Consider the following 20,571-nt stretch of genomic DNA (forward strand, 5'->3'; position numbering starts at 1 on the left):
CGGTTCCTTATCCGGCGAAGATGGCCTGGGCCTCGGGCAGGTCCCAGATCCGCTGGATCGCCGCCGCGCCTTCGGCGGTGATCCGCGCCTCGTCGGCGGCGACATGGCGGCCGTTCTGCACCAGCACGCGGCCGTCGACGATGACGGCGTCGATATTGGCACGGTTTGCCAGCGCCACGACAGCCCGCAGCGGATCGGCCAGCGGCTGCAGATGCGGGTGCAGCAGGTTGATGCTGGTGATATCCGCCGTGGCGCCGACGCGGATCGCGCCGAGGTCGGGGCGGTGGATCGCCGCCGCCGCGTCGCGGGTGACCGCGCCGATCAGCGCCGGGGAGGTGGCGACGTCGCGCGCCCCGGCCTGGATCTTGGAGATCATCGAGGCCGCGTTCAGCTCGCCCAGCAGGTCGAGGTTGTAGCCGTCGGTGCCGACCAGCGTGCGCACGCCATGGCTGCGGAAATGCGCGTAGCTGGCGGCGACGCCGCCACGGGCGAAGACGCGCGGGCAGTTCAGCACGGTCGCACCACGGGCCGCCATCAGCCGCAGGTCGTCATCCGAGCAATGCACGCAATGCGCCGCCAGCAGGTCGGGCAGCAGGCCGAGGCTGTCGAGATAGTCGGCCGGGCTGCGGCCATGCCGCTGCAGGCTGAGCTCCACCTCGCCGCGGCTCTGCGCCAGGTGGGTGGTCACCGGCACGCCGAGCTCTTTCGCCCGGGCCGCCGCCGCGCGGAGAAGGTCGGGGTGGCAGGTGTCGGTGGCATGCGGGCTCATCGCCAGGCGGATGCGGCCCGCATCGCGGCCTTCCCATTCGGCGTGCAGCGCGTTCCAGATGGCCAGGTCCTGGGCGCCGTCATCGGCGCCGCCCTCGCTGTGGTATTCGACACGGCCGTCGGCGCCGACCTTGGCGGCGGCGGTCGAGAACAGATAGGGCGCGCCGTAGAAGCGCAGGCCCAGCTCCTCGGCGGCGTCGAACATCTCGGGGATGCCGGCGCGGAAGGGCTCCATCACCGTCGTCGCCCCGCCCAGCAGCAGGCCGAGCACGCCCATCCGCGCGATGGCCATCCGCTCCTCGGGCGAGAGGATCTGCAGGCCGGAGCGGGTCAGCGGCAGCAGCACGGTATAGACGACGCTGCCGCCGCCGCGCCTGGCGCCGCCATCCTCGGTGTTGCTGCGCGCCACCATCTCGCTGAAGCAGTGGTTGTGCAGGTTCATCAGCCCGGGCAGCAGCAGCCGGCCCGGGGCGTCGAGCACCGTCTCGGCCAGGGGGCGCTGGGCCTGGATGGCGACGATGCGGCGGCCCTCCAGCAGCAGCCACTGGTCGCGCAGGAGCTTGGGCGCGCCGTCGATCTCGGCGAGGACATAGCTGCCGAAGACGGCGGTGGTTCCGGGTTCGGCCAGCATTCTTTTTTGTCCCTCGGCATCAGGATGGTGGCATGCCCGGCGCCCCCCAACGAGGGGGCGCCGAACAGGTAGAAATCAAGCGGGGCGGACGTTCCAGAAGGTGACGGTGCCGCGGTTCACGCCGGTGATCGACTTCCGATACGCCGTCGGCTGCTTGTAGAGGCCGAGCGGATAATACGGCACCTCCTCGAAGGCCGCGGCCTGGATCTCGGCGGCCAGGCGCTGCTGGGCGGCGAGGTCCGGGGCCTCCAGCCACTGGTCGCGCAGGCCTTCGATGCGGCGGCTCTCGAACCAGCCGGGGTAGCTGGCATCGCCGCGCAGCGTCATGTGGCTGGCCGGGTTCAGCCAGTCGATGCCCTGCCAATTGGCGACGAAGGCGCTCCAGCCGCCTTCCGAGACCGGTGTGCGGCGGTTGCGGCGGGTCAGCACGGCGCCGAAGTCCAGCGCCTGGTAGTCGACGTTCATCCCCGCCTGCTGCAGCATCCCCGCCGCCACATCGCCCAGGGGCTTCTGCGCCAGGCTGTCGGCGGGAACCAGCAGGACAACCTTCTCGCCCTTGTAGCCGGCGGCGGCGAGATCCCGCTTGACCTTGTCGTAGTCGCGCGGGCCCTTGAAGACGTCGAGCCCGGCCTCGCTGGCCATCGGCGTGTTGGGGGCGAAGAAGCCGATCGGCGAATACTGGAAGGCCGGGTCCTGGCCGGCGACCGCGGTCATGAAGGCGGTCTGGTCGATGGCGCCCATCAGCGCGCGGCGGATGGCGGGGTTGTCGAAGGGCGGCTGCAGCGCGTTGACCCGCATGTTGCAGCAGAAGCCGCGCTCATCCAGCACGTCGATGGTGACATTGCGGTTGCGCTTCAGCAGCGGCAGCAGGTCGTGCGGCGTGGTCTCCTGCCAGTCCTGCTCGCCGGACTGCACGGCGGCGGCCCCCGTCGCGGCATCCGGCATGGTGGTCCATTCGACGCGGTCGTAATGGACGACCTTCGGCCCCGCGGTCCAGTCGCTGGTGCCGTTCTCGCGCGGGCGGTAGCCTTCGAAGCGCTGGTAGACGTTGCGGGCGCCGGGCACGCGCTCATCGGCGACGAAGCGGAAGGGGCCGCTGCCGATCACTTCCGGCATCTGCTTGAAGGGGTCGGTATTGGCCAGCCGCTCCGGCATCATGAAGCAGGCCGGCACCGCCGCCTTGCCCAGCGCCATCGGCAGCATCGGAAACTGCTTTTTCAATTCGAAGCGGATGGTGCGGTCGTCGGGGGCTGACAGCTCGTTGGTGGCGGCCATCAGGGCGCCGCCCAGCGCGTCGCGCTTCGACCAGCGGCGGATCGAGGCGACGCAGTCCCGCGCCGTCACCTTTTCGCCGTCATGCCAGGTCAGGCCGTCGCGCAGCCGCAGGTCCCAGCGCAGCCCGTCATTCTCGATGCGGTGGCCCTCGACCATCTGCGGCGAGACCTGCAGCTTGCTGTCGATGCCATAGAGCGTGTCGAAGACCATGAAGCCATGGTTCCGCGAGACGAAGGCGCCGGCGAAGATCGGGTCGGTGAAGGCCAGGTCGATGACCGGGATGAAGCGCAGCGTGGTGGCCGAGGCGGCGCGCGCGAAGCGCGGGGCGGCGAGGAGGGCGGCCGAGGCGGCGGCGGCCCCAAGCAGGTGACGGCGATGCATGCTGCGGTCCTTCACGAGACAAGGCTCAGGTTTTTGGCGCGCGAGGTCGCGCGCCGGAAAACCGGCGTTCAGTCAGGGCAGTGCCGTGTGACAGGCGGAAGTGGCGTGCCGGCGCCCGGGCCTTGAGGCCTTCTGGAGGTCGGCAGGGGCCTTTCTGCGCCCCGCGCCGCCGCAGGACCAGCGGCTCCGCTTATGATTTTCGCCCGGTTACCATTCGCTTTCGCTATAGTCCCCGGAGATCACGGAAAGGTCAGCCCTACCGTTCAAAGGGTTACGCCGGTTGCATCGGCGGGGGAAAGCGGGCACCTGTCGCGCCATGCCGAACCGTCGATCCTTCCTGCTCGGCAGCGGTGCGCTGCTCGCCGGCTGCTCCTCTGCCGCCCCGCCCGTGGCTGCGCCCGCCAGCACCGTGCCGCTGGCGCCGCCCACGCCCATGGCCACCCCGGTGCAGGCTGCCGCGCCGCCGCCAGCCGCCAGCCCGCCGCCGGTGATCGACGAGGCCAGCTTCAACCGCTTCCTCGTCCAGGTCCGCGCCGATGCGGCGCGCGGCGGCGTCAGCCAGGCCATCCTGCAGCGCGCCTTGGGCAATGCGAAGCCGATCCCGCGCGTGCTCGAGCTCGACCGCAAGCAGCCCGAGGGCGTGCTGAGCTGGGAGCAGTATCGCGAGCGCATCGTCTCGCAGACCCGCATCACCAATGGCCGCCGCGTCTATGCTGAGAACCGCCCTCTGCTGCAGGCGATCGAGGCGCGCTACAACGTCTCGGCCCGCGTCGTGGTGGCCATCTGGGGGATGGAGACCAACTACGGCAGCAACACCGGCGGCTTCAAGGTGGTCGAGGCCCTGGCGACGCTCGCCTGGGAAGGCCGCCGCGCCGCCTTCTTCCGCGCCGAGCTGATGGCGGCGCTGCGCATCCTGGAGGCCGGCCATGTGGCGCCGGAGCGGATGATGGGGTCCTGGGCCGGCGCCATGGGCCAGCCGCAATTCATGCCGACCAGCTTCGAGCGCCTGGCCATCGACTTCGACGGCGACGGCCATCGCGACATCTGGGACAATCGCGGCGACGCTCTCGGCTCGATCGCCAACTACCTGGCGCGCAGCGGCTGGACCTCCGGCGCCGGCTGGGCCATCGAGGCGCGGCCGCCGGCCGGCTTCGACCTCCAGCGCGCCGACACCGAGACGCGGCGCAGCATGGCCGATTGGGGCCGCCTGGGCTGGCGCCGCGCCGACGGCTCGGCCCTGCCGGCCGGCGGCGAGGCCTATGTCGCGGTGCCGACCCGCAGCACCAGCCAGGTCTTCCTCGGCCTGCCCAACCTGCGGACCATCCGCCGCTACAACTCGCCGATGAATTACGGCCTGGCCGTGGGTCTGCTGGCCGACGCGGTGGCTTGATCCGCGACCCCCTGGCTTGGCGCCCGGCGATCCGCGAAGATCGCCGGGACCAAACCAAGGCGGGAGACCATGCCATGGCCGATCTTTCGAGCTTTCCCATCGCCAGCCGCTGGCCGGCGGCGCATCCGGACCGCATCCAGCTCTATTCGACGCCGACGCCGAACGGGGTGAAGGTCTCGATCGCGCTGGAAGAGCTGGGCCTGCCCTACGAGCCGCATTTCGTCGATATCGGGCAGAACCAGAGCTGGACGCCCGAATTCCTCTCGTTGAACCCGAACGGCAAGATCCCGGCGATCATCGACCCGGATGGGCCGGGCGGCGCGCCGCTGCCGCTGTTCGAATCCGGCGCCATTCTTCTGTATCTTGCCGAGAAGACCGGCCGGCTGCTGCCCGCCGATCCGGCGGCGCGGATACAGGCCATCCAATGGGTCTTCTTCCAGATGGGCGGCGTCGGGCCGATGTTCGGCCAGCTCGGCTATTTCCACAAATTCGCCGGGCGAGAGCTCGAGGACAAGCGGCCGCTGCAGCGCTACGCCGCTGAATCCAAGCGCCTGCTCGGCGTGCTGGAGACGCGGCTGGCCGGCCGCGCCTGGATCATGGGCGACGACTATTCCATCGCCGATATTTCCCTGCTGGGCTGGGTGCGGAACCTGGTCGGCTTCTACGGCGCTGGTGAGCTCGTCGACTACGACAAGCTGACAGAAATACCGCGCTGGCTGGAGGCCGGGCTGGCCCGGCCCGCCGTGCAGCGCGGGCTGACCATCCCGGCGCGCGGCTAAAGCTTCAGCGCCAGGAAGCGGGTGCCCTCGATCGGCGTCGGGTAATAGGCGTCGATCGGGGCGAAGCCCGCCTTCAGATAAAGCCCCTGCGCCGCCACCATGCCGGGCAGCGTGTCCAGGCGGATTTCGGTCAGCCCCCGCGCCCCGGCCTCGGCCAGGATGGCGTCCAGCAGCGCCTGGCCCAGCCCCTTGCCGCGGCCGGCCGGGGCGACATAGAGGCGCTTCATCTCCGCCACCCCCGGCAGCGCCAGCCGCCGCAGCGCGACGCAGCCGATCGGCTGGCCGGTCTCGTCCCGCGCCAGCAGCAGGGCGCCGGCGGGGGGTGCGTATTTCCCCGGCAGCCCCGCCAGTTCTTCCGGAAAACCCTGGAAGGCCAGGTCGATGCCGAGGGTCTCGACATAGGCGGCGAACAGCGCGCGGATGGCCGCCAGGTCGTCCTCCGTCGCCGCGGGCGCGATGGTGAAGCCGGGCATCCGCGCGCCTCCCCTCAGGCCGAGGCGGCGTCGAAGCCGTCCGGCACCACGCCGCGCGGCCTGGCCAGGGCATAGGGCCCGCGCGCCAGGAAACGGCCGGAGCCGGGCTGGGCCAGCACCTCGCCATCGCGCACCGCGACCTCGCCACGGCGGATCGTCACCTGCGGCCAGCCCTTCACGGCGAACCCCTCCCAGGGGGTGTAGTCGATGGCGTGGTGCAGATCGGCCTGGCGGATGCTGCGCTCGGCATCGGGGTTCCACAGCACCAGGTCGGCATCGGCCCCCGGCGCCAGGCTGCCCTTGCGGCCCTGCAGCCCGAACAGCTTCGCCGCATTGGCCGAGCTGAGGCGCACGAAGGTCGGCAGATCGATGCGGCCCTTGGAGACGCCCTCGGAGAACAGCACCGGCAGCCGCGTCTCGATGCCGGGGACGCCGTTGGGGATGGCGTTGAACATCGGCGTCCCGTCTGGCCGCGCCGCCGCCGTGCCGGTGCCATAGGCGCTGCTGCCCGCCACCCGCTTCTGGGTCGCGAAGGAAAAGCCGCAATGGTCGGAGGTGACGACATCCAGCGTGCCGTCCTGGATCCGCTTCCAGATTCTTTCTTCCTCGCCCTTGGGGCGCAGGGCGGGGGAGCAGACCGCCTTCGAGCCCGCGAAATCCGGCCCGACCAGGTCGTCATGCGAGAGCGTCAGATATTGCGGGCAGGTCTCGCCCCAGACCTTGAGGCCGCGGGATTTGGCGGCGGCGATCTCGGCCGCGGCCTCCTCGCAGGAGACGTGGAAGACCTGGATCGGCTGGTCGACCAGTTCCGCCAAGGCGATGGCGCGGTGGGTGGCCTCGCGCTCGACCACCGGCGGGCGCGACCAGGCATGCTGCAGCGGATCGGTCAGGCCCGCCTTCAGCAGCGCCTCGATCCGCCAGCCGATGGCGTCGAAATTCTCGCAATGGACGGTGACGAAGGCGCCGTGCTTGCGCGCCGTGGCCAGCACCTCGATGAATTCGCGATCCGTCAGGCGCAGCGGGTCATAGGTCAAAAAAACCTTGAGGGAACGAATGCCGCGGGCGATCAGCGCCGGCACTTCCTTCTCCATCACCTCGGGCGTCGGGTCGGTGATGATCTGATGGAAGGAGAAATCGGCGCGCGAGGCCGCGGCGCGGGCCTCGTAGCCGGGGGCGCTGGCGGCGAGGCTATGGCCTTTCCATTGCGGCAGGAAGCAGATGAAGCTGGTGGTGCCGCCAGCCAGCGCCGCCGCCGAGCCCGAGGCGAAGCTTTCCTCCTGCGCCGTCCCGTCCTGGCCCAGCTCCTCGACATGGCAATGGGAATCCAGCCCGCCGGGGGTGACGATCATCCCCTTGGCGGAAATTTCCTCCGTGCCCCGGGCCAGGTCGCGGCCGAGCGCGGCGATCACCCCGTCCTTGATGCCGATATCGGCCTCGAAGACCTCGGCCGCGCTCGCCAGGGTGCCGCCGCGCACCACCAGATCGTATTCATGCCCGCTCATCGTCATCCCCACCGCATCGGAGGCGCGATCCCGCCCCGAAGCGGCCGGTCTGTCAACGGGCAGCTCAGGCCCGGCGGATGTTCCAGAAGACGGGCGCGCCGGCCGGCAGCAGCCCGGTCAGCTCGCGGCGCAGCACCGTGGGCTCCCGCCACAGCCCGGTCGGGATGAAGGGCACCTCTCTCAAGGCCACCTCCTGGATCTGCCGGGTGATGACCTGCTGGGCGGCGAGGCCCGGCGCGTCGAGCCAGGCGCTCCGCAGCCGCTCGATCTCGGGGATGTCGGGCCAGCCCAGCGTGGCGTTGGGCCCGTCGCTGCGCAGCGGCGCGTTCACCGCCGGGTCGGAATAGGCATAGCCGACCCAGCCCGTGCAATGGACGTTCCAGCCGCCCTGGTCCGGCCTGCCCTTGTTGGCGCGGCGCGCCAGCACCGAGGCCCAGTCCATGCTGCGGTAATCGGTCTCGATGCCGATCGATTGCAGCAGGCTGTTGGTCACGTTGGACATGGCCTTGATGTATTCGACGTCGGAGGGCGCGATGATCAGCGCCTTCTCGCCGCGATAGCCGGCGGCCTTCACCGCGGCCCGGGCCGCCGCCAGATCGCGCGGGCCGGTCAGCGCCGACAGCCCCGCCTCGCTGGCATAGGGGCTGCCGGGGGTGAAATAGCCGACGCCGGCCTGGCCGAATTCCGTCTCCTCGCCGACCACCGCGGCCACGTAATCCGCCTGGCTGAGCGCCGCGAGCACGGCGCGGCGGATCGCCGGATTGTCGAAGGGCGGGTGCAGGTGGTTCAGCGCCAGGATGCCGATGCGCCCCGTCGGATTGACGTCGGCCACCTGCAGCCTTCGGTCGCGGCGGATCGGGCCCAGCAGGTCGAGCACGCCGCGCTCCACCCAGTCGACCTCGCCGGTCTGCAGCGCGGCCAGGCCCGTCGCGGGGTCGGGCATGATGATCCATTCGACCCGGTCGAAATGCGCCACCTTGCCGCCGGCGGTGCGGTCGGGCGCTTCCTGCCGTGGGTGGTATCGGTCGAAGCGCGCATAGGTCACCCGGGCGCCGGAGACCCATTCATCCTGCACGAAGCGATACGGCCCGCTGCCGGTATATTCGGTGATCTTCTCGAAGGCGCTGGTGCAGGCGACGCGCTCGGGCATGATGAAGACATTGCTGCTGCCCAGCGCATAGGTCAGCAGCGGGAAGGGCCGCGACAGGCGGATCTCGAAGCGCCGGTCATCCAGGGCGCGCACCTCCTCCACCGCCTTGGACAGCAATTGCCCGAAGGTGTTGCGCCGGGCCCAGCGGGTGAGGGACGGCACCGCATCCTGGGCGCGGACCGGCTCGCCATCGTGGAAGAACAGGCCTTCGCGCAGGGTGAAGGTCCAGCGCAGCCCGTCATCGCTGACCTGGTGGCCCTCCACCGCCTGCGGCCGCGGCTGGCCGGCGGCGTCGATGCCATAGAGCGTGTCGTAGATCAGCAGCGCATGGGTGCCGACCACGGTGCCGGAGGTCCAGACCGGGTCGGGCGTCGCCAGGTCGGTCTGCGGCACGAAGCGCAGGATGCGGGCATGGCCCTGGGCCAAAGCCGGGGCGGCGAGCCGGGGGGCGAAAACCCCGGCCGCGGCGGCCCCGAGGAACTGTCTGCGCTGCATCGGAGCGGCCTTCCTATCCATCTTCATTAATAGTGATATTCTTGAAATACGATTCGTAGAAGTGTGAATCTGGATCCATGCCGAGGCCGGATCGGGGCGGCGCCGCCGGCCTCGACCGGCATCCCGCCCATGCGGTAGAAACCGGGCCGGGACGGGGGGCGGTGCGGCATGCGCGTGGTCATCATCGGCATTTCCGGCGCCGGGAAGAGCACCATGGCCCGGCAGCTTTGCGCCGCGCTCGGCCTGCGCCACATCGAGCTCGACGCGCTGTTCTGGGAGCCTGGCTGGCGCCAGGCGGCGCCGGCGGATTTCCGCGCCCGGGTCGCGGCGGCGACCCAGGGCGACCACTGGGTGGTCGACGGCAATTACAGCGCGACCCGCGGGCTGAGCTGGGGCCGCGCCACGCATCTGGTCTGGCTGGACTATGAGCGCGGGCCGGTGATGCGCCGGGTGATCCGCCGCTCGATCCTGCGCGCGGTCACGCGGCAACCGCTGTGGAACGGCAACCGCGAGCGCTGGCAGAATTTCTTCCATGCCAGCCACCCGATCCGCTGGGCCTGGTCGCAATGGCGCGGCCGCCGCGTGGCGCTGGAGGCCGCGCTGGCCGCCGGCGAGTTCCCTGGGCTGCAGGTCACCCGGCTGCGCCATCCGCGCGAGGCCGCCGCCGCCCTGGCCGCGCTGATCCGCGACGGTAGATCGTGAAAGGGCCCCGGCTGGACAGGCCGGGCTACGCTATGCTCTAGTGGCTACAACGAAACCAGGATCCGCCGGCCGCGGTCAGCCTGAGCCTGGCCGCGTCATCGCGCGCGACCCGACCCGACCGCCCCGCCTGCGGACCGCGCCAGGGAGCGCCCCGCATGAATGTCGTGACCCCGCTCGATGCCCGCTCGCATCCTTTCCTGACCGGCAAGCCGAAGCGCCTGTTCATCGACGGCCAATGGGTCGAGGCCGCGTCAGGAAAGACCTTCGCCACCCACAACCCGGCCACCGGCGAGCAGCTGGCCGAGGTGGCGGAGGGGGACGCGGAAGATATCGACCGCGCCGTCGCCGCCGCCCGCCGCGCCTTCGAGGGGCCCTGGAGCCGCTTCAAGCCGGCCGAGCGCCAGGCGCTGCTGCTGCGCCTGGCCGACCTGGTCGAGGCGCATATCGAGGAGCTGGCCGTCCTCGACACGCTGGACATGGGCGCGCCGATCAGCCGCACCCGCAACAACCGGGCGCGTGCCGTCGGCATGCTGCGCTACTATGCCGGCCAGGCCGTCGGCATCCTGGGCGAGACCATCGAGAACTCGCTGCCCGGCGAGATTTTTTCCTACACGCTGAAGGAGCCGGTGGGCGTCGTCGGCGCCATCATCCCGTGGAACGGGCCGCTGACGGCGACCTTGTGGAAGATCGGCCCGGCCCTGGCCACCGGCTGCACCGTGGTGCTGAAGCCGGCCGAGGAAGCGCCGCTGACCCCGCTGCGCGTCGCCGAGCTGTGCCAGGAGGCCGGCATCCCGCCCGGCGTGGTCAATGTCGTCACAGGCTATGGCGAGACCGCCGGCGCGGCGCTGTCCGGCCATCGCGATGTCGACAAGGTGGCCTTCACCGGCTCGCATCTGACGGGGCAGAAGATCGTGCAGGCCTCGGCCGGCAATCTGAAGCGCGTCTCGCTCGAGCTCGGCGGCAAGTCGCCCGACATCGTTTTCTCGGATGCCGATCTGGAGCAGGCCGTTCCTGGCGCGGCCATGGCCGTCTTCGCCAATTCCGGGCAGATCTGCTCTGCCGGCACGCGGCTGTTCGTCGAGCAGAAGATCTATGACGAATTCACCGGCCGCGTCGCCGACTTCGCCAGGAAGCTGCGCGTCGGCAACGGGCTGGACCCGGAGACCCAGGTCGGGCCGCTGGTCTCGACCGAGCAGCTCGACCGCGTCACCGGCTATCTGTCGATCGGCCGGCAGGAAGGCGCCACCCCGCTGTCGGGCGGCGCGCGGCTGACCGAGGGCGCCCTGGCCCAGGGCTATTTCGTGCCGCCCACCGTCTTCGCCGGGGTGAAGGACGAGATGCGCATCGCCCAGGAGGAGATCTTCGGCCCGGTGATCTCGGCCATCCCCTTCACCGATATCGACGAGGTGCTGGCCCGCGGCAACCGCACCGGCTTCGGCCTGGGCAGCGGCGTCTGGACCCGCGATGTCGGCAAGGCGCATCGCCTGGCCAAGGGGCTGCGCGCCGGCTCGGTCTGGGTCAATTGCTACCAGGCGATGGACCCGGCGGTGCCCTTCGGCGGCTACAAGATGAGCGGCTATGGCCGTGAATCGGGCAAGCAGCACGTCGAGGAATATCTGAACGTCAAGGCGGTCTGGATTAAGACTGCCTGACTTTTCCGCTGGTTCTGGCCGCGGCGTTGTTCATGCCGCGGCCAGCAGCGCGCCGGCGGCGGCGATGGCGGCCAGGACGCCCAGGGTGTTGAACCGCCCGCTGACCAGCGCCGCGAAGCCGAGCAGGGCGATCGCCGCGTCGCCCGCGCCTTTCAGGCTGCTGGTCGCGATCGGATCGACCAGGGCGGCGGCCAGGATGCCGACCACCACCGCGTTCAGTCCGAGCAGCGCGCCGCGCGCCGAGGGCAGCGCCCGCAGCCGCGCCCAGAGCGGCAGGGCGCCGTAGAGCAGCAGCAGCCCGGGCAGGAAGATGGCGACGAGCGCGACGATGCCGCCGCCGACACCCGCCGTCGCCGCCCCCAGATAGGCGGCCAGCGCGAAAAGCGGTCCCGGCAGCGCCTGGGCCAGGCCATAGCCGGCGAGGAAGCGGTCGGCGGGCAGCAGCTGCGGCACCATCGCGCCCTCCAGCAGCGGCAGCACGACATGGCCGCCGCCGAAGACCAGGGCGCCTGCCCGATAGTTCGTGTCCAGCAAGGTCAGCCAGGCTGGCGCGCCCGTGGCGGCGACCAGGGGCAGGCCGGCCAGCAGCAGCGCGAAAGCCGCCAGGGCGGCCAGCGCGGCGACGGGGATTGGCGGCCGTGCGGGTTCCGTCGGGCGTCCCGCCGGCCGCATCGTCGCCAGGCCCAGCCCGGCGCCGACGACCAGGCCTGCGAATTGGGCGAGGGGGGTGGGGAAGAGCATCAAGAATAGAAAAGCCAGGAGGGCGAGGAGGCGTCGCGGCAGGTCGGGGCAGAGGCCTCGCGCCATGCCACAGACCGCCTGGGCCACCACGGCCACCGCCACCAGCTTCAGCCCCTGCACCAGCGCGGCGCCCCCGCCGCCCTGCCACAGCCCGCCGGCCAGGCCCGCCGCCAGCATCAGCAGCGCCGAGGGCAGGGTGAAGCCCAGCCAGGCCGCCACCCCGCCCGCCAGCCCGCCTTGCCGCAGCCCGATGGCGAAGCCGAGCTGGCTGCTGGCGGGGCCGGGCAGGAACTGGCTGAGCGCCAGCAGCTCGGCGAAATCGGCCTCGCCCAGCCAGGCGCGGCGGGTGACGAATTCGGCCCGGAAATAGCCGAGATGCGCGACCGGCCCGCCGAAGCTGGTCAGCCCCAGCCGCAGGAAGACGAGGAACAGGGTGGCAGGCGGCATCGGCATATCCGGGCAGGGATCGGCAAGACGCCAGCCTAGCCGGTTTCCTGGCCGTCGCGGATGACGGAACGGCGACAGCCGGTCACGGCTGGCCACGCTGGGCGGTCTGCTGCGCCGCCCATTGGGTGAAGGCCACGACCAGGGCGCGGGCCTCGGGCGGCGCCATGTCGCGCGACAGCACGGTCTCCGCCTGGACGGCGTTGTTCTGCGCGGCCAGGGCCAAGGCCAGGTTGTGGCGGGCCCGGCGCGGCGCCGAGGGGTCGCGCTCGGCGGCGGCGAGCAGCCGGGCGGCCTCGGCCGGCTGCGCCGCCAGCAGGCGCGACATGCCGTAATTGACCCGCACCGACCAGTCCGTCGGCGCCGCCTGCAGCGCCGCCTGGTGCCAGGTCAGCGCCTGGGCGGGATCGCCGGCCATGTCGTGGCAGACCGCCAGGCCGGTCATCGCCTGGACATGCGCGGGATCGGCGGCCAGCACCGACTGGAAGCTGTGCTGCGCCAGCGGAACCTGCCCGGCCAGCAGGGCCAGCCGGCCGCGCACCAGCAGCCGCTCGGGGGAGGGGCCGGCCAGGGCGATGGCGCGTTCCTGCGCGGCCAGCGCCTCGGCCGGCTGCCCGGCCTGCCCGGCGGCCAGGGCCAGCCGGTCCTGCAGCGCGGCGTCATCCGGCGATGCCGCCACCATGCTGCGGACCAGGAGATAATCGGCGCCCTGGCCACCCTCCGGAAACTGCGCCTCCAGCAGCCGCAGCCGCGCGGCCGGGGAGAGCTTCGGCGGGTCGCCGGCGCGCGGCGCGTTGCAGGCGGCCAGCAGGGGGACCAGCAGGAGAAGCCAGCAGATCTCGCGCATTCTGCGCTCCACAAAGCGTTGTCGCGATCAACGGGTCAGGCGCAGCGTGACCAGCTCATTGCCGATCTGGGTGAAGGCCTGGCGCAGCGCCGTCTGGTTGGGGCTGTTGAAATAGCCGGTCGCCGTCGAGGCACAGTTTCTGTACAGGTTCTGGGTTGTCGTATCGCTAAGATTGAAGGTGATGGTGTAGACGGTGATGCCCTGCGCCTTCAGCAGCGTGCACATGGTCTGCATCTTGTCGGAGATGGCGGTCTTGTTCAGCGCGATGGCGGCGGTGATGCGGGCCGAGACGGTGCCGGTGGTGGGCGTGACGATGCCCAGCCGGTTCTCCGCCATGCGGCCATAGGCGGTGTAGTCGGCATCGACGGTCTGGTTGTCATAGGTGGTGGCGGCGATGCCCGGCGCGCCGCTGGGATAATCGTACCAGTTGTTCTGGCCGTCGGTCATCAGCACCACGACCTTGCGGGTGCCGACCACATTGTAGTCCCGCGGCAGGGTGGTGTTGCCCCAGAGCCCGCGCCAGCGCGGGCTGATGGTGAACCAGGCCGATTGCAGCCCGAGATTGGAAATGGTGCCGCCGCGAAAGGCCACCTGCAGCGCGGTGATGCGCGCCAGCAACGTCGTCTTCTCCGCCGTCAGCGGCAGCACCGTGTTGATCGGGCAGCCCAGGTTCGGCCCGACCGCGGCATTCTGCAGCGACAGATTGGTCTCCGTCACCTTGGTCGCCGACCAGTCATTGTCGCCGGCGACCACGGTGGTGCCGCTGCGGTACTTGTTCAGCGTCGAGGCCCAGAGATAGGGCGTGAAGGGGGCCACCGAAGGCGGCGCGTCGGTCGCATCATTGCCGTTGCGCCGCGCCTCGACGCAGCCGGCCCAGGTGGTGGGCAGGTAGTCGGCGGCGCTGAGCAGCCCGGCGCCCAGCCAGGTCGCCCGGTTCGGCCCCATGTTGATGGTCGCCGACCAGGGCACGATGGAGACCCAGAGGCCGGGGATCGTCTCCTTGTCGCCATAGAGGATGTTCACCAGGTCGGCCGCCGCCAGCCGCAACGCGGCGATGCCGGTCGGATACATCGAGCCGGTGACGTCCAGCGCCATGGCCAGCTCCATCCCGTCGGTCTGAGCGGTGACCGTGGCGGTCGCCTTCAGCGCCATGGTCGGCTTGCCGAAGATGCGCATGAAGACGGTGGGCAGGCTGGCCTGGGCGGTGACGCGCAGCGTGTTAGTGGCGGGGATGTCGACCACCGGCAGCTGCGCCACCGCCCCCATGAAGCCCAGGCGGCTGCTGGCGCTGTTGATGTCCTGCCGGCTGAAATTGGCCCAGAACAGGATCATCGCCGCCGCCTCGCGCTCGGCGGTGGGCAGGCTGAAGGCGCGCCCGCCGGCCAGCGCCGCGGCATCGACCGAGGTCGCCAGCCGCGACTGCGCCAGCCAGCCGCGCGCCAGGTCCAGCGCCAGGCCGCAGGCGGCGATCATCGGCAGCAGGCTGAGCGCCACCACCAGGGCGACGCCGCCGCGCCGGTCGTTTTTCGGCGCGCGCCTCACTTCGGCTCCGTCGCCAGCAGGTTGCTGCGCGGGTGGAAGACGGCATGGGCGGCGATGAAATTTGGCGCGCCGCTGCTGCGGAACAGGCGGCGGCCCAGCACCCAGGGGCCGCCGCCGGTGAAGAGCTCGGCGATGATCACCGTCTCGCCGGCGCGCACCAGCACCTGGCCGGGCAGCACCACGGCCGCGCCCGCCGTGCCGAAGCGGCTGGCATAGCTGCTGCTGCCGATCCGCTTCTGCCACAGCATGGTGTTGCCGGTGCCGCTGCCCTGCACCGCCGAGACGATGGTGGCGCCCTGGCTGCCGGTGACGTCGATCTTGCCGGCCATGGCCTGGCCGGCGGCGACGATGGCGGCCAGCCCCGCGGCATCGAGCGTGTCGCGCCGGGTGACGATATCGGCGAGCTCTGCCGCGATGCGGTTCAGCCGCGACCAGCTGCGCAGCCACAGGCCGAGATCGGCCATGCCCAGCAGCAGCAGCGCCAGGAACGGCGCCAGCAGCGCGAATTCCACCGCGGCGACGCCGCGGCGGTCGTCAGAGATAATTCTCATTCTGCACCACCACCACGGCGCGATGCTCGATGGTCTTGCCCCAGCCGGCGCGGCCCAGCGGCGTCAGCAGCGGCGCGCTGTAGCCCAGGCGGTATTCGACGACGGCGCCGCCGGCGCCCATGCCGCTGGTCGCCTTGGCGGCATTGCCGATGCTGGCGAGGTCGCCCCAGTAGCGCAGCTCCAGCGTGAAGCGCGCCGCCTGCAGCAGCGGCACCTGGCGCAGCACGGCGCGGGTCAGCGCCTGCTGCGGCGTGCCGGCGCCCAGGCTGGTGCCGGTGACGCCCAGCCGTGCGGCATGGCGCGCGCCATATTCCAGCCCGGCATTGATCGCCAGCTGCCAGCCGAATTCCAGCATGGCGGTCAGCACCAGCAGCAGCGGCAGGGCGCAGAGCGCGAATTCCAGCGCCGCCGCGCCGCGCCGGTCCGCGCGCGGGGCGGCCATCACAGCGACTGCATGATCTGGATGACCGCAGGCCCGGCCAGCACCAGGAAGATGGTGGGCAGGATGAAGGCGACCATCGGCAGGGTCAGCAGCACCGGCAGCCGCGCGGCGCGGGTCTCGAACTTCACCAGCTGCTCCTGCCGCAGCTCGGCGGCCAGGCCGCGCAGCGCCTGGGTCAGCGGCGTGCCGTATTGCAGCGTCTGCACCAGGGTCGCGGCCAGCCGCTTCAGCGGTTCCAGCTGCAGCCGGGCGCCGAGCGACTGCAGCGCCAGCCGCCGGTCGGACGCGATGCGCAGGTCTTGCGCGGTGACGGCGAATTCTTCCGACACGGCGCGATGGGCCGGCGCGATCTCCAGCGCCACGCGCTCGATCCCCGCCTCCAGCCCGAGGCCGGCCTCGGCGCAGATCACCATCATGTCCAGCGCATCGGGCAGGCCGCGCTCCACCGCCTGCAGCCGCGCCCGCCGCCGCTGCGCCAGCACCGCATCGGGCAGCAGCAGGCCGAGCGCCGCCGCGGCGAGCGCGCAGAAGATGACGCCGTCGTCGCTGTCGAACAGCGGATCGACCAGGATCCAGGTCGGCACCGGCAGCGCCAGCATCAGCAGCAGCTTGGCCCCGGCCAGCAGGGCCAGCGCGCGGTCATGGCGGAAATGCGCGGCGATCAGCATCGCCTTCCAGCCCGCCAGCGTGTCGCGCGGCAGCAGGCCGGAGCGCAGCATCAGCATGCCCAGGGCTGCCAGCCCGCGCTGCAGCAGCGGCTGGGCCGGGGGCGGCACGCCGTCCTGCCGGGCGCGCAGCGCGGCCAGGCGGCCCTGCACCCGCGCCTGCCGCCGCAGCTGCGGCAAGATCAGGGCGGTGCCGCCCAGCAGCAGCAGGAGCAGCGCCAGGCCGAGCCCGAGGGCGAGCGGCGCGCCGATCATTGCAGCGCCTTCTTCAGCATGCCGCGCATCACCAGCACGCCGCAGAGCAGCAGCCCGCCAGCGCCGGCCAGGATCTTGTGGCCGGTCGGATGCTCGACCAGCACCAGGATATAGCTGGGCGAGACGACATAGAGCCCGCCCGCCGCCAGCACCGGCAGGCAGCCCAGCACGATGGCGCTGGTGCGCGCCTCGGTGGCCAGGGCCCGCGCCCGGGCGCGCAGCGCGACACGGCGGCGGATGACATCGGCCAGATTGTCCAGCGTCTCGTTCAGGCTGCCGCCGGTCTGGCTCTGCAGCGCGAGCGCCACGGCGAAGAAGCGGTATTCCGGCAGGCCGGATTGCCGCGCCATGCCGCCCAGCGCCTCCTCCAGCGGCTGGCCGATGGCGACCAGGTCGGCGAGCCGGGTGAATTCCTGGGAGGTCGGCGCCAGCGCCTCCCGCGCGACGACGCGCAGGGATTCGGTCACCGGCACGCCGACCCGCACCGCGCGCACGATCATGCCCAGCGCATCGGGGAACTGGACATAGAGCAATTGCCGCCGCTGCGCCTCCGCCCGCTGCGCCAGAAGGCGGAGGCCGAGCAGCGCCAGCGCCGGCCAGGCCAGCCACACCCAGTCGTCCAGCACCGGCGCGGTCAGCCAGCACAGCAGCGCCGCCCCCGGCAGCGCCGGTAGCAGCGGCCGCCAGGCCTGCCGCCCCGGCCGATGCGCCAGATAGGCCTCCAGCCCGAGCAGCGGCGACAGCCGTTCCAGCAGGGCGCGCGGCCGCGCGGCCGGCGCCGCGGCGGTCGCGGCACCCGTCGCGCGATGCGGGCCGAAGACCGCCTGCCAGCGCCGCGCCTGCCGCCCGCGCTGCCGCGCCAGCAGCAGCAGCGCCAGCCCGCCCAGCAGCAGGAGCAGCAGCAGCGCCAGCAGCAGGAGCGGCAGCAGCCTCACCGCTCGGCTTCCTCCAGCGCGGTGGCCCAGGCGCGCTCCAGCCCGAAATAGGCCAGCCGGTCATGGAAGGCCGAGCGCGCGCGGCTGACCTTGTAATGGCCGGTGATTCGGCCGTCATGCGCCTCGCCGCCGAACTCGAACTGGAAGATGTCGTTCAGGATGAAGACCTCGCCCTCCAGCCCGCAGATCTCGGTGATCTGCGTCACGCGGCGGATGCCGTCGCGATGCCGCTCGGCCTGGATGACGATGTTCAGCGCGCTCGACATCTGCATGCGGATGGCGCGGGGGGCGAGGCCCAGATTGCCCATCTGCACCATGTTCTCGGTCCGCGTCAGCGCGTCGCGGGTGTTGTTGGCATGGATGGTCGACATGCTGCCGTCATGGCCGGTGTTCATCGCCTGCAGCATGTCGAAGGCCTCCGGCCCGCGGACCTCGCCGATGATGATGCGGTCGGGGCGCATGCGCAGCGCGTTGCGCACCAGGTCGCGCTGCGTCACCTCGCCGCGCCCCTCCAGCGAGGCCGGCCGCGTCTCGAGGCGCACCACATGCGGCTGCTGCAATTGCAGCTCGGCGGCATCCTCCACGGTGATGACGCGCTCGCCATGGCCGATCAGCCGGCTCATGGCGTTGAGCAGCGTGGTCTTGCCCGAGCCGGTGCCGCCCGAGATCAGCACGTTCAGCCGGCAGCGCGCCGCGATCTCCAGGATGCGCGCCGCCCCGGCCGGCATCGAGCCGAGCTCCACCAGTTTCGCGAAGTCGATGGCCCGCCTGGAGAATTTCCGGATCGACAGGCAGGGCCCATCCAGCGCGAGCGGTGGAAAGACGATGTTGACGCGGCTGCCATCGGGCAGGCGGGCATCGACCATCGGGCTGCTCTCGTCGATGCGGCGGCCGATGCCGGCGGCGATGCGCTGGGCGATGCCGGCGATATGCTGGTTGTCGCGGAACTGCACCGGCGCCAGGGTCAGCTGCCCGCGCCGCTCGACGAAGACGCGGTGCGGGCCATTGACCATGATGTCGGCGATGCTGTCATCGTCCAGCAGCGGCTGCAGCGGGCCGAGCCCCAGCATGTCGTCGACCAGCTCCAGCGCCAGCTGGTGCTGCTCCCGCGCATTGAGCTGCATGCGCCGCTCATTGGCGATCTCGGTCAGCATGCGCTCGATCTCGGGGATCAGCTTCTCGGGGCTGCTGCCGGCGATCTGCGAAGGGTCGATCCGCGTCATGCAGAGCTGCCGCAGCTCCAGCAGGGGACCGGCCAGCGGCGGCGGCATGGCGATCGGCGCGGGGGGCGGCGCCGGCGCGCGGGCGGCGACGGCGGGGTCCGGGCTGGACAGCGCCTCGTTCGGGCGGCGGCCGAAGCTGGCGGGCTTCATGGCGGGCTCCGCGCCGGCTCGGCGGCCGGCCCGCCGCCCGCCCCGGCGGCGCGCAGGGCGGCGGCGCTGGCCTCGCCGATCGGCAGGGCGCGGCCCCGCCGGCGGCCGAGCCAGCCCAGCCAGCCGCGCCGGGCGCGCGCCAGGCGCTGCACCGAGCCGGTCTCCTGCGCCAGCTCGGCGATGGCCTGGCGCAGCGGGCCGCAGCGCTGCAGCGCCGGCAGCCCCTCGGCCTCGGCCGAGGCGAGCGGGCGCGGCAGATGCGGGATGACGATGTCGGGCACCTGCTGCAGCACCTCCTCCACCTGCTGGCGGGCAAGGCCCCCCTGGCGATCGGCCTTGTTCAGCACCAGCACCGGGCGGCGCGCCTGGGCGGGGCTGGCCGGCCAGGCGTTCAGCCGCAGCGTCTCGCGCAGCGCCGGCAGCGAGGGGTCGAGCACGATCACCCGCTGGTTCGCCATCTCGAACAGGTCGCGGAACAGCGGCTGCGGCTGGAAGGGCAGGTCGATGACGATGAAGTTGTAGCGCCGCTGCAGCAGCGCCAGCAGCCGCGCCGCAGCACCCGGGGCCGCCGGCGCCGCCTGCTGCAGCCCTTCCTCCGCCGCCAGCAGGCCGAGCCGTGGCCCCACCGGCTGCACCGCGCGCTCGACATAGAGCTCGTCCAGCCGCTCGGGGCTCTGCAGCGCCTCGCGCAGCGCCGGGCTGTGCTTGCCGCCCAGCAGCAGGGCGGCGGCGCCGCAATGCAGGTCGGTGTCGAGCAGCAGGCTGTGCCGCCGTTCCAGCTGCCCCAGATGCCAGGCCAGGTTGACGGCGACGGTGCTGGCGCCGCTGCCGCCGCGCGCGCCGGTGACGGTGATGACGCGGCCGCCGCGGATGCCGCCCTCGGCCACCGGGCTGAGCCCGCCCAGCGCGGTCGCGAAAAGCCGCGCCACGATCTCCGGCACCAGCGGCTTGAACAGGTATTCGTGCACGCCGAGGCCGCGGGTCAGGCGGCGGTAGAAATCCATGTCCTCGCGCTCGCCGACCACCAGCACGCGGACATCGGGCTCCAGCACATGCGCCAGGTCCTCGAGGCCCGCCAGCGGCTGCGCCTCGCCGCTGACATCGACCAGCAGCAGCTGCGGCGTCGGCTCCTGCCGCATGGCGGCGATGGCGTCCTGCAGGCTGCCGCGGCGGATGTCGACGCCGCCGGGCAGCGCCTCGGCGAAGCCCTCGCGCAGCGCCGCCTCGGTCGCGGCGTCGCGGGCGAAGCCGATCAGCGGCTTGCGGGCGCCGCCTTCCTCGCTGCCCTCGCGGCGTTCGACGGCCATCAGTTGCTGGCTCCGTTGCGGCCCATGGTGACCTCCAGCAGTGGCCGCGGCTTGCCCTCGCGCAGCCGCTCGATGGCGGCGCCGGCGATGGCGCCGTCGGTGCCGCGCCCGGCCTCGCCCCAGGCGCGATGCGCCGGATCGGCCAGCATCTGCTGCAGATTGGCCTCGTTCACCTGGCCGGGCCGCCAGGTGCCGGGCCGGTCATAGGGATCCATCGCGCCGCAGCCCGCGAGGGACAGCAACAGCAGCGTGGTGCTCCGCATCGCCGCCT

At 71.8% G+C, this 20,571-nt stretch carries 19 protein-coding genes; 4 read left to right on the top strand and 15 right to left on the bottom strand.

All coding sequences use genetic code 11. The annotated features are described in order from the left end of the window. Window positions 1-7 precede the first annotated feature (7 nt). Window positions 8-1,399 carry an amidohydrolase family protein gene (locus GVN67_RS05040; protein WP_159993442.1) on the bottom strand — a complete coding sequence of 464 codons (1,392 nt, stop codon included), beginning with the start codon at window positions 1,397-1,399 and terminating at the stop codon, window positions 8-10. A gap of 75 nt (window positions 1,400-1,474) precedes the next feature. Continuing rightward, window positions 1,475-3,055 carry an ABC transporter substrate-binding protein gene (locus GVN67_RS05045; RefSeq protein WP_159993444.1) on the bottom strand — a complete coding sequence of 527 codons (1,581 nt, stop codon included), beginning with the start codon at window positions 3,053-3,055 and terminating at the stop codon, window positions 1,475-1,477. 316 nt (window positions 3,056-3,371) lie between these two features. Here GVN67_RS05045 and GVN67_RS05050 point away from each other — a divergent pair, with 316 nt between their 5' ends. After that, entirely contained in the window at window positions 3,372-4,445 is a 1,074-nt protein-coding gene (locus GVN67_RS05050) for a lytic transglycosylase domain-containing protein (RefSeq protein WP_235034955.1), read from the top strand. Window positions 4,446-4,519: 74 nt separating this feature from the next. Beyond that, complete coding sequence (locus GVN67_RS05055) at window positions 4,520-5,224, top strand: glutathione S-transferase N-terminal domain-containing protein (protein WP_159993446.1); 705 nt, start codon at window positions 4,520-4,522, stop codon at window positions 5,222-5,224. On the opposite strand, the gene GVN67_RS05060 is transcribed toward GVN67_RS05055, so the two are convergent. The 3 genes from GVN67_RS05060 to GVN67_RS05070 all read right to left on the bottom strand — a co-directional run bounded on the left by GVN67_RS05060 (window position 5,221) and on the right by GVN67_RS05070 (window position 8,844). Next, window positions 5,221-5,697 (bottom strand): GNAT family N-acetyltransferase, encoded by a 477-nt coding sequence (locus GVN67_RS05060; protein WP_159993448.1) that lies wholly within the window; start codon window positions 5,695-5,697, stop codon window positions 5,221-5,223. The genes GVN67_RS05055 and GVN67_RS05060 overlap by 4 nt on opposite strands. A 14-nt stretch (window positions 5,698-5,711) precedes the next feature. Next, window positions 5,712-7,199 carry a dihydropyrimidinase gene (gene hydA, locus GVN67_RS05065; RefSeq protein ID WP_200845138.1) on the bottom strand — a complete coding sequence of 496 codons (1,488 nt, stop codon included), beginning with the start codon at window positions 7,197-7,199 and terminating at the stop codon, window positions 5,712-5,714. A 64-nt stretch (window positions 7,200-7,263) separates the two neighbouring features. After that, complete coding sequence (locus GVN67_RS05070) at window positions 7,264-8,844, bottom strand: ABC transporter substrate-binding protein (protein ID WP_159993452.1); 1,581 nt, start codon at window positions 8,842-8,844, stop codon at window positions 7,264-7,266. A gap of 168 nt (window positions 8,845-9,012) precedes the next feature. Here GVN67_RS05070 and GVN67_RS05075 point away from each other — a divergent pair, with 168 nt between their 5' ends. Both GVN67_RS05075 and GVN67_RS05080 read left to right on the top strand, forming a co-directional pair. Next, window positions 9,013-9,546 carry an adenylate kinase gene (locus tag GVN67_RS05075; RefSeq protein ID WP_159993454.1) on the top strand — a complete coding sequence of 178 codons (534 nt, stop codon included), beginning with the start codon at window positions 9,013-9,015 and terminating at the stop codon, window positions 9,544-9,546. Between the two features lie 155 nt (window positions 9,547-9,701). Further along, a complete protein-coding gene (locus GVN67_RS05080; RefSeq protein WP_159993456.1) occupies window positions 9,702-11,198 on the top strand; it encodes an aldehyde dehydrogenase family protein in 1,497 nt (498 codons plus the stop codon). 30 nt (window positions 11,199-11,228) lie between these two features. On the opposite strand, the gene chrA is transcribed toward GVN67_RS05080, so the two are convergent. The 10 genes from chrA to GVN67_RS05130 all read right to left on the bottom strand — a co-directional run bounded on the left by chrA (window position 11,229) and on the right by GVN67_RS05130 (window position 20,563). Next, the gene (gene chrA, locus GVN67_RS05085) at window positions 11,229-12,386 is read right to left on the bottom strand and encodes a chromate efflux transporter (protein WP_235034956.1); all 1,158 of its coding nucleotides are present in this window, start codon (window positions 12,384-12,386) and stop codon (window positions 11,229-11,231) included. A gap of 82 nt (window positions 12,387-12,468) precedes the next feature. Continuing rightward, complete coding sequence (locus tag GVN67_RS05090; RefSeq protein WP_159993460.1) at window positions 12,469-13,230, bottom strand: tetratricopeptide repeat protein; 762 nt, start codon at window positions 13,228-13,230, stop codon at window positions 12,469-12,471. 27 nt (window positions 13,231-13,257) lie between these two features. After that, entirely contained in the window at window positions 13,258-14,772 is a 1,515-nt protein-coding gene (locus tag GVN67_RS30425) for a TadE/TadG family type IV pilus assembly protein (RefSeq protein ID WP_159993462.1), read from the bottom strand. Next, window positions 14,769-15,323: a TadE/TadG family type IV pilus assembly protein gene (locus tag GVN67_RS05100; RefSeq protein ID WP_159993464.1), complete on the bottom strand. Its 555-nt coding sequence runs from the start codon at window positions 15,321-15,323 to the stop codon at window positions 14,769-14,771. The genes GVN67_RS30425 and GVN67_RS05100 overlap by 4 nt, the downstream gene beginning before the upstream one ends. After that, window positions 15,307-15,765: a TadE/TadG family type IV pilus assembly protein gene (locus GVN67_RS05105; RefSeq protein ID WP_159993466.1), complete on the bottom strand. Its 459-nt coding sequence runs from the start codon at window positions 15,763-15,765 to the stop codon at window positions 15,307-15,309. Before GVN67_RS05105 ends, GVN67_RS05100 begins: the two co-directional genes overlap by 17 nt. Continuing rightward, entirely contained in the window at window positions 15,765-16,685 is a 921-nt protein-coding gene (locus tag GVN67_RS05110; RefSeq protein WP_159993468.1) for a type II secretion system F family protein, read from the bottom strand. Before GVN67_RS05110 ends, GVN67_RS05105 begins: the two co-directional genes overlap by 1 nt. Continuing rightward, window positions 16,682-17,620, bottom strand: a complete 939-nt coding sequence (locus tag GVN67_RS05115; protein WP_159993470.1) for a type II secretion system F family protein — start codon at window positions 17,618-17,620, stop codon at window positions 16,682-16,684. Before GVN67_RS05115 ends, GVN67_RS05110 begins: the two co-directional genes overlap by 4 nt. Continuing rightward, window positions 17,617-18,993: a CpaF family protein gene (locus GVN67_RS05120; RefSeq protein ID WP_159993472.1), complete on the bottom strand. Its 1,377-nt coding sequence runs from the start codon at window positions 18,991-18,993 to the stop codon at window positions 17,617-17,619. Before GVN67_RS05120 ends, GVN67_RS05115 begins: the two co-directional genes overlap by 4 nt. Continuing rightward, window positions 18,990-20,300: an AAA family ATPase gene (locus tag GVN67_RS05125; RefSeq protein ID WP_159993474.1), complete on the bottom strand. Its 1,311-nt coding sequence runs from the start codon at window positions 20,298-20,300 to the stop codon at window positions 18,990-18,992. Before GVN67_RS05125 ends, GVN67_RS05120 begins: the two co-directional genes overlap by 4 nt. Then, window positions 20,300-20,563, bottom strand: a complete 264-nt coding sequence (locus GVN67_RS05130; protein ID WP_159993476.1) for a hypothetical protein — start codon at window positions 20,561-20,563, stop codon at window positions 20,300-20,302. Before GVN67_RS05130 ends, GVN67_RS05125 begins: the two co-directional genes overlap by 1 nt. Window positions 20,564-20,571 lie beyond the last annotated feature (8 nt).

It is taken from the genome of Roseomonas sp. 18066, assembly GCF_902706185.1.
Lineage (GTDB): Bacteria > Pseudomonadota > Alphaproteobacteria > Acetobacterales > Acetobacteraceae > Pseudoroseomonas.

What these genes read in the sequence shown, in the direction of transcription:
- hydA (WP_200845138.1), bottom strand. Translation starts at nt 7,199, where the DNA reads ATGAGCGGGCATGAATACGATCTGGTGGTGCGCGGCGGCACCCTGGCG.
- chrA (WP_235034956.1), bottom strand. Translation starts at nt 12,386, where the DNA reads ATGCCGCCTGCCACCCTGTTCCTCGTCTTCCTGCGGCTGGGGCTGACC.
- GVN67_RS05080 (WP_159993456.1), top strand. Translation starts at nt 9,702, where the DNA reads ATGAATGTCGTGACCCCGCTCGATGCCCGCTCGCATCCTTTCCTGACC.
- GVN67_RS05070 (WP_159993452.1), bottom strand. Translation starts at nt 8,844, where the DNA reads ATGCAGCGCAGACAGTTCCTCGGGGCCGCCGCGGCCGGGGTTTTCGCC.
- GVN67_RS05100 (WP_159993464.1), bottom strand. Translation starts at nt 15,323, where the DNA reads ATGAGAATTATCTCTGACGACCGCCGCGGCGTCGCCGCGGTGGAATTC.
- GVN67_RS05075 (WP_159993454.1), top strand. Translation starts at nt 9,013, where the DNA reads ATGCGCGTGGTCATCATCGGCATTTCCGGCGCCGGGAAGAGCACCATG.
- GVN67_RS05060 (WP_159993448.1), bottom strand. Translation starts at nt 5,697, where the DNA reads ATGCCCGGCTTCACCATCGCGCCCGCGGCGACGGAGGACGACCTGGCG.
- GVN67_RS05120 (WP_159993472.1), bottom strand. Translation starts at nt 18,993, where the DNA reads ATGAAGCCCGCCAGCTTCGGCCGCCGCCCGAACGAGGCGCTGTCCAGC.
- GVN67_RS05055 (WP_159993446.1), top strand. Translation starts at nt 4,520, where the DNA reads ATGGCCGATCTTTCGAGCTTTCCCATCGCCAGCCGCTGGCCGGCGGCG.
- GVN67_RS05040 (WP_159993442.1), bottom strand. Translation starts at nt 1,399, where the DNA reads ATGCTGGCCGAACCCGGAACCACCGCCGTCTTCGGCAGCTATGTCCTC.
- GVN67_RS05130 (WP_159993476.1), bottom strand. Translation starts at nt 20,563, where the DNA reads ATGCGGAGCACCACGCTGCTGTTGCTGTCCCTCGCGGGCTGCGGCGCG.
- GVN67_RS05110 (WP_159993468.1), bottom strand. Translation starts at nt 16,685, where the DNA reads ATGATCGGCGCGCCGCTCGCCCTCGGGCTCGGCCTGGCGCTGCTCCTG.
- GVN67_RS05050 (WP_235034955.1), top strand. Translation starts at nt 3,372, where the DNA reads ATGCCGAACCGTCGATCCTTCCTGCTCGGCAGCGGTGCGCTGCTCGCC.
- GVN67_RS05045 (WP_159993444.1), bottom strand. Translation starts at nt 3,055, where the DNA reads ATGCATCGCCGTCACCTGCTTGGGGCCGCCGCCGCCTCGGCCGCCCTC.
- GVN67_RS05125 (WP_159993474.1), bottom strand. Translation starts at nt 20,300, where the DNA reads ATGGCCGTCGAACGCCGCGAGGGCAGCGAGGAAGGCGGCGCCCGCAAG.
- GVN67_RS05090 (WP_159993460.1), bottom strand. Translation starts at nt 13,230, where the DNA reads ATGCGCGAGATCTGCTGGCTTCTCCTGCTGGTCCCCCTGCTGGCCGCC.
- GVN67_RS05105 (WP_159993466.1), bottom strand. Translation starts at nt 15,765, where the DNA reads ATGGCCGCCCCGCGCGCGGACCGGCGCGGCGCGGCGGCGCTGGAATTC.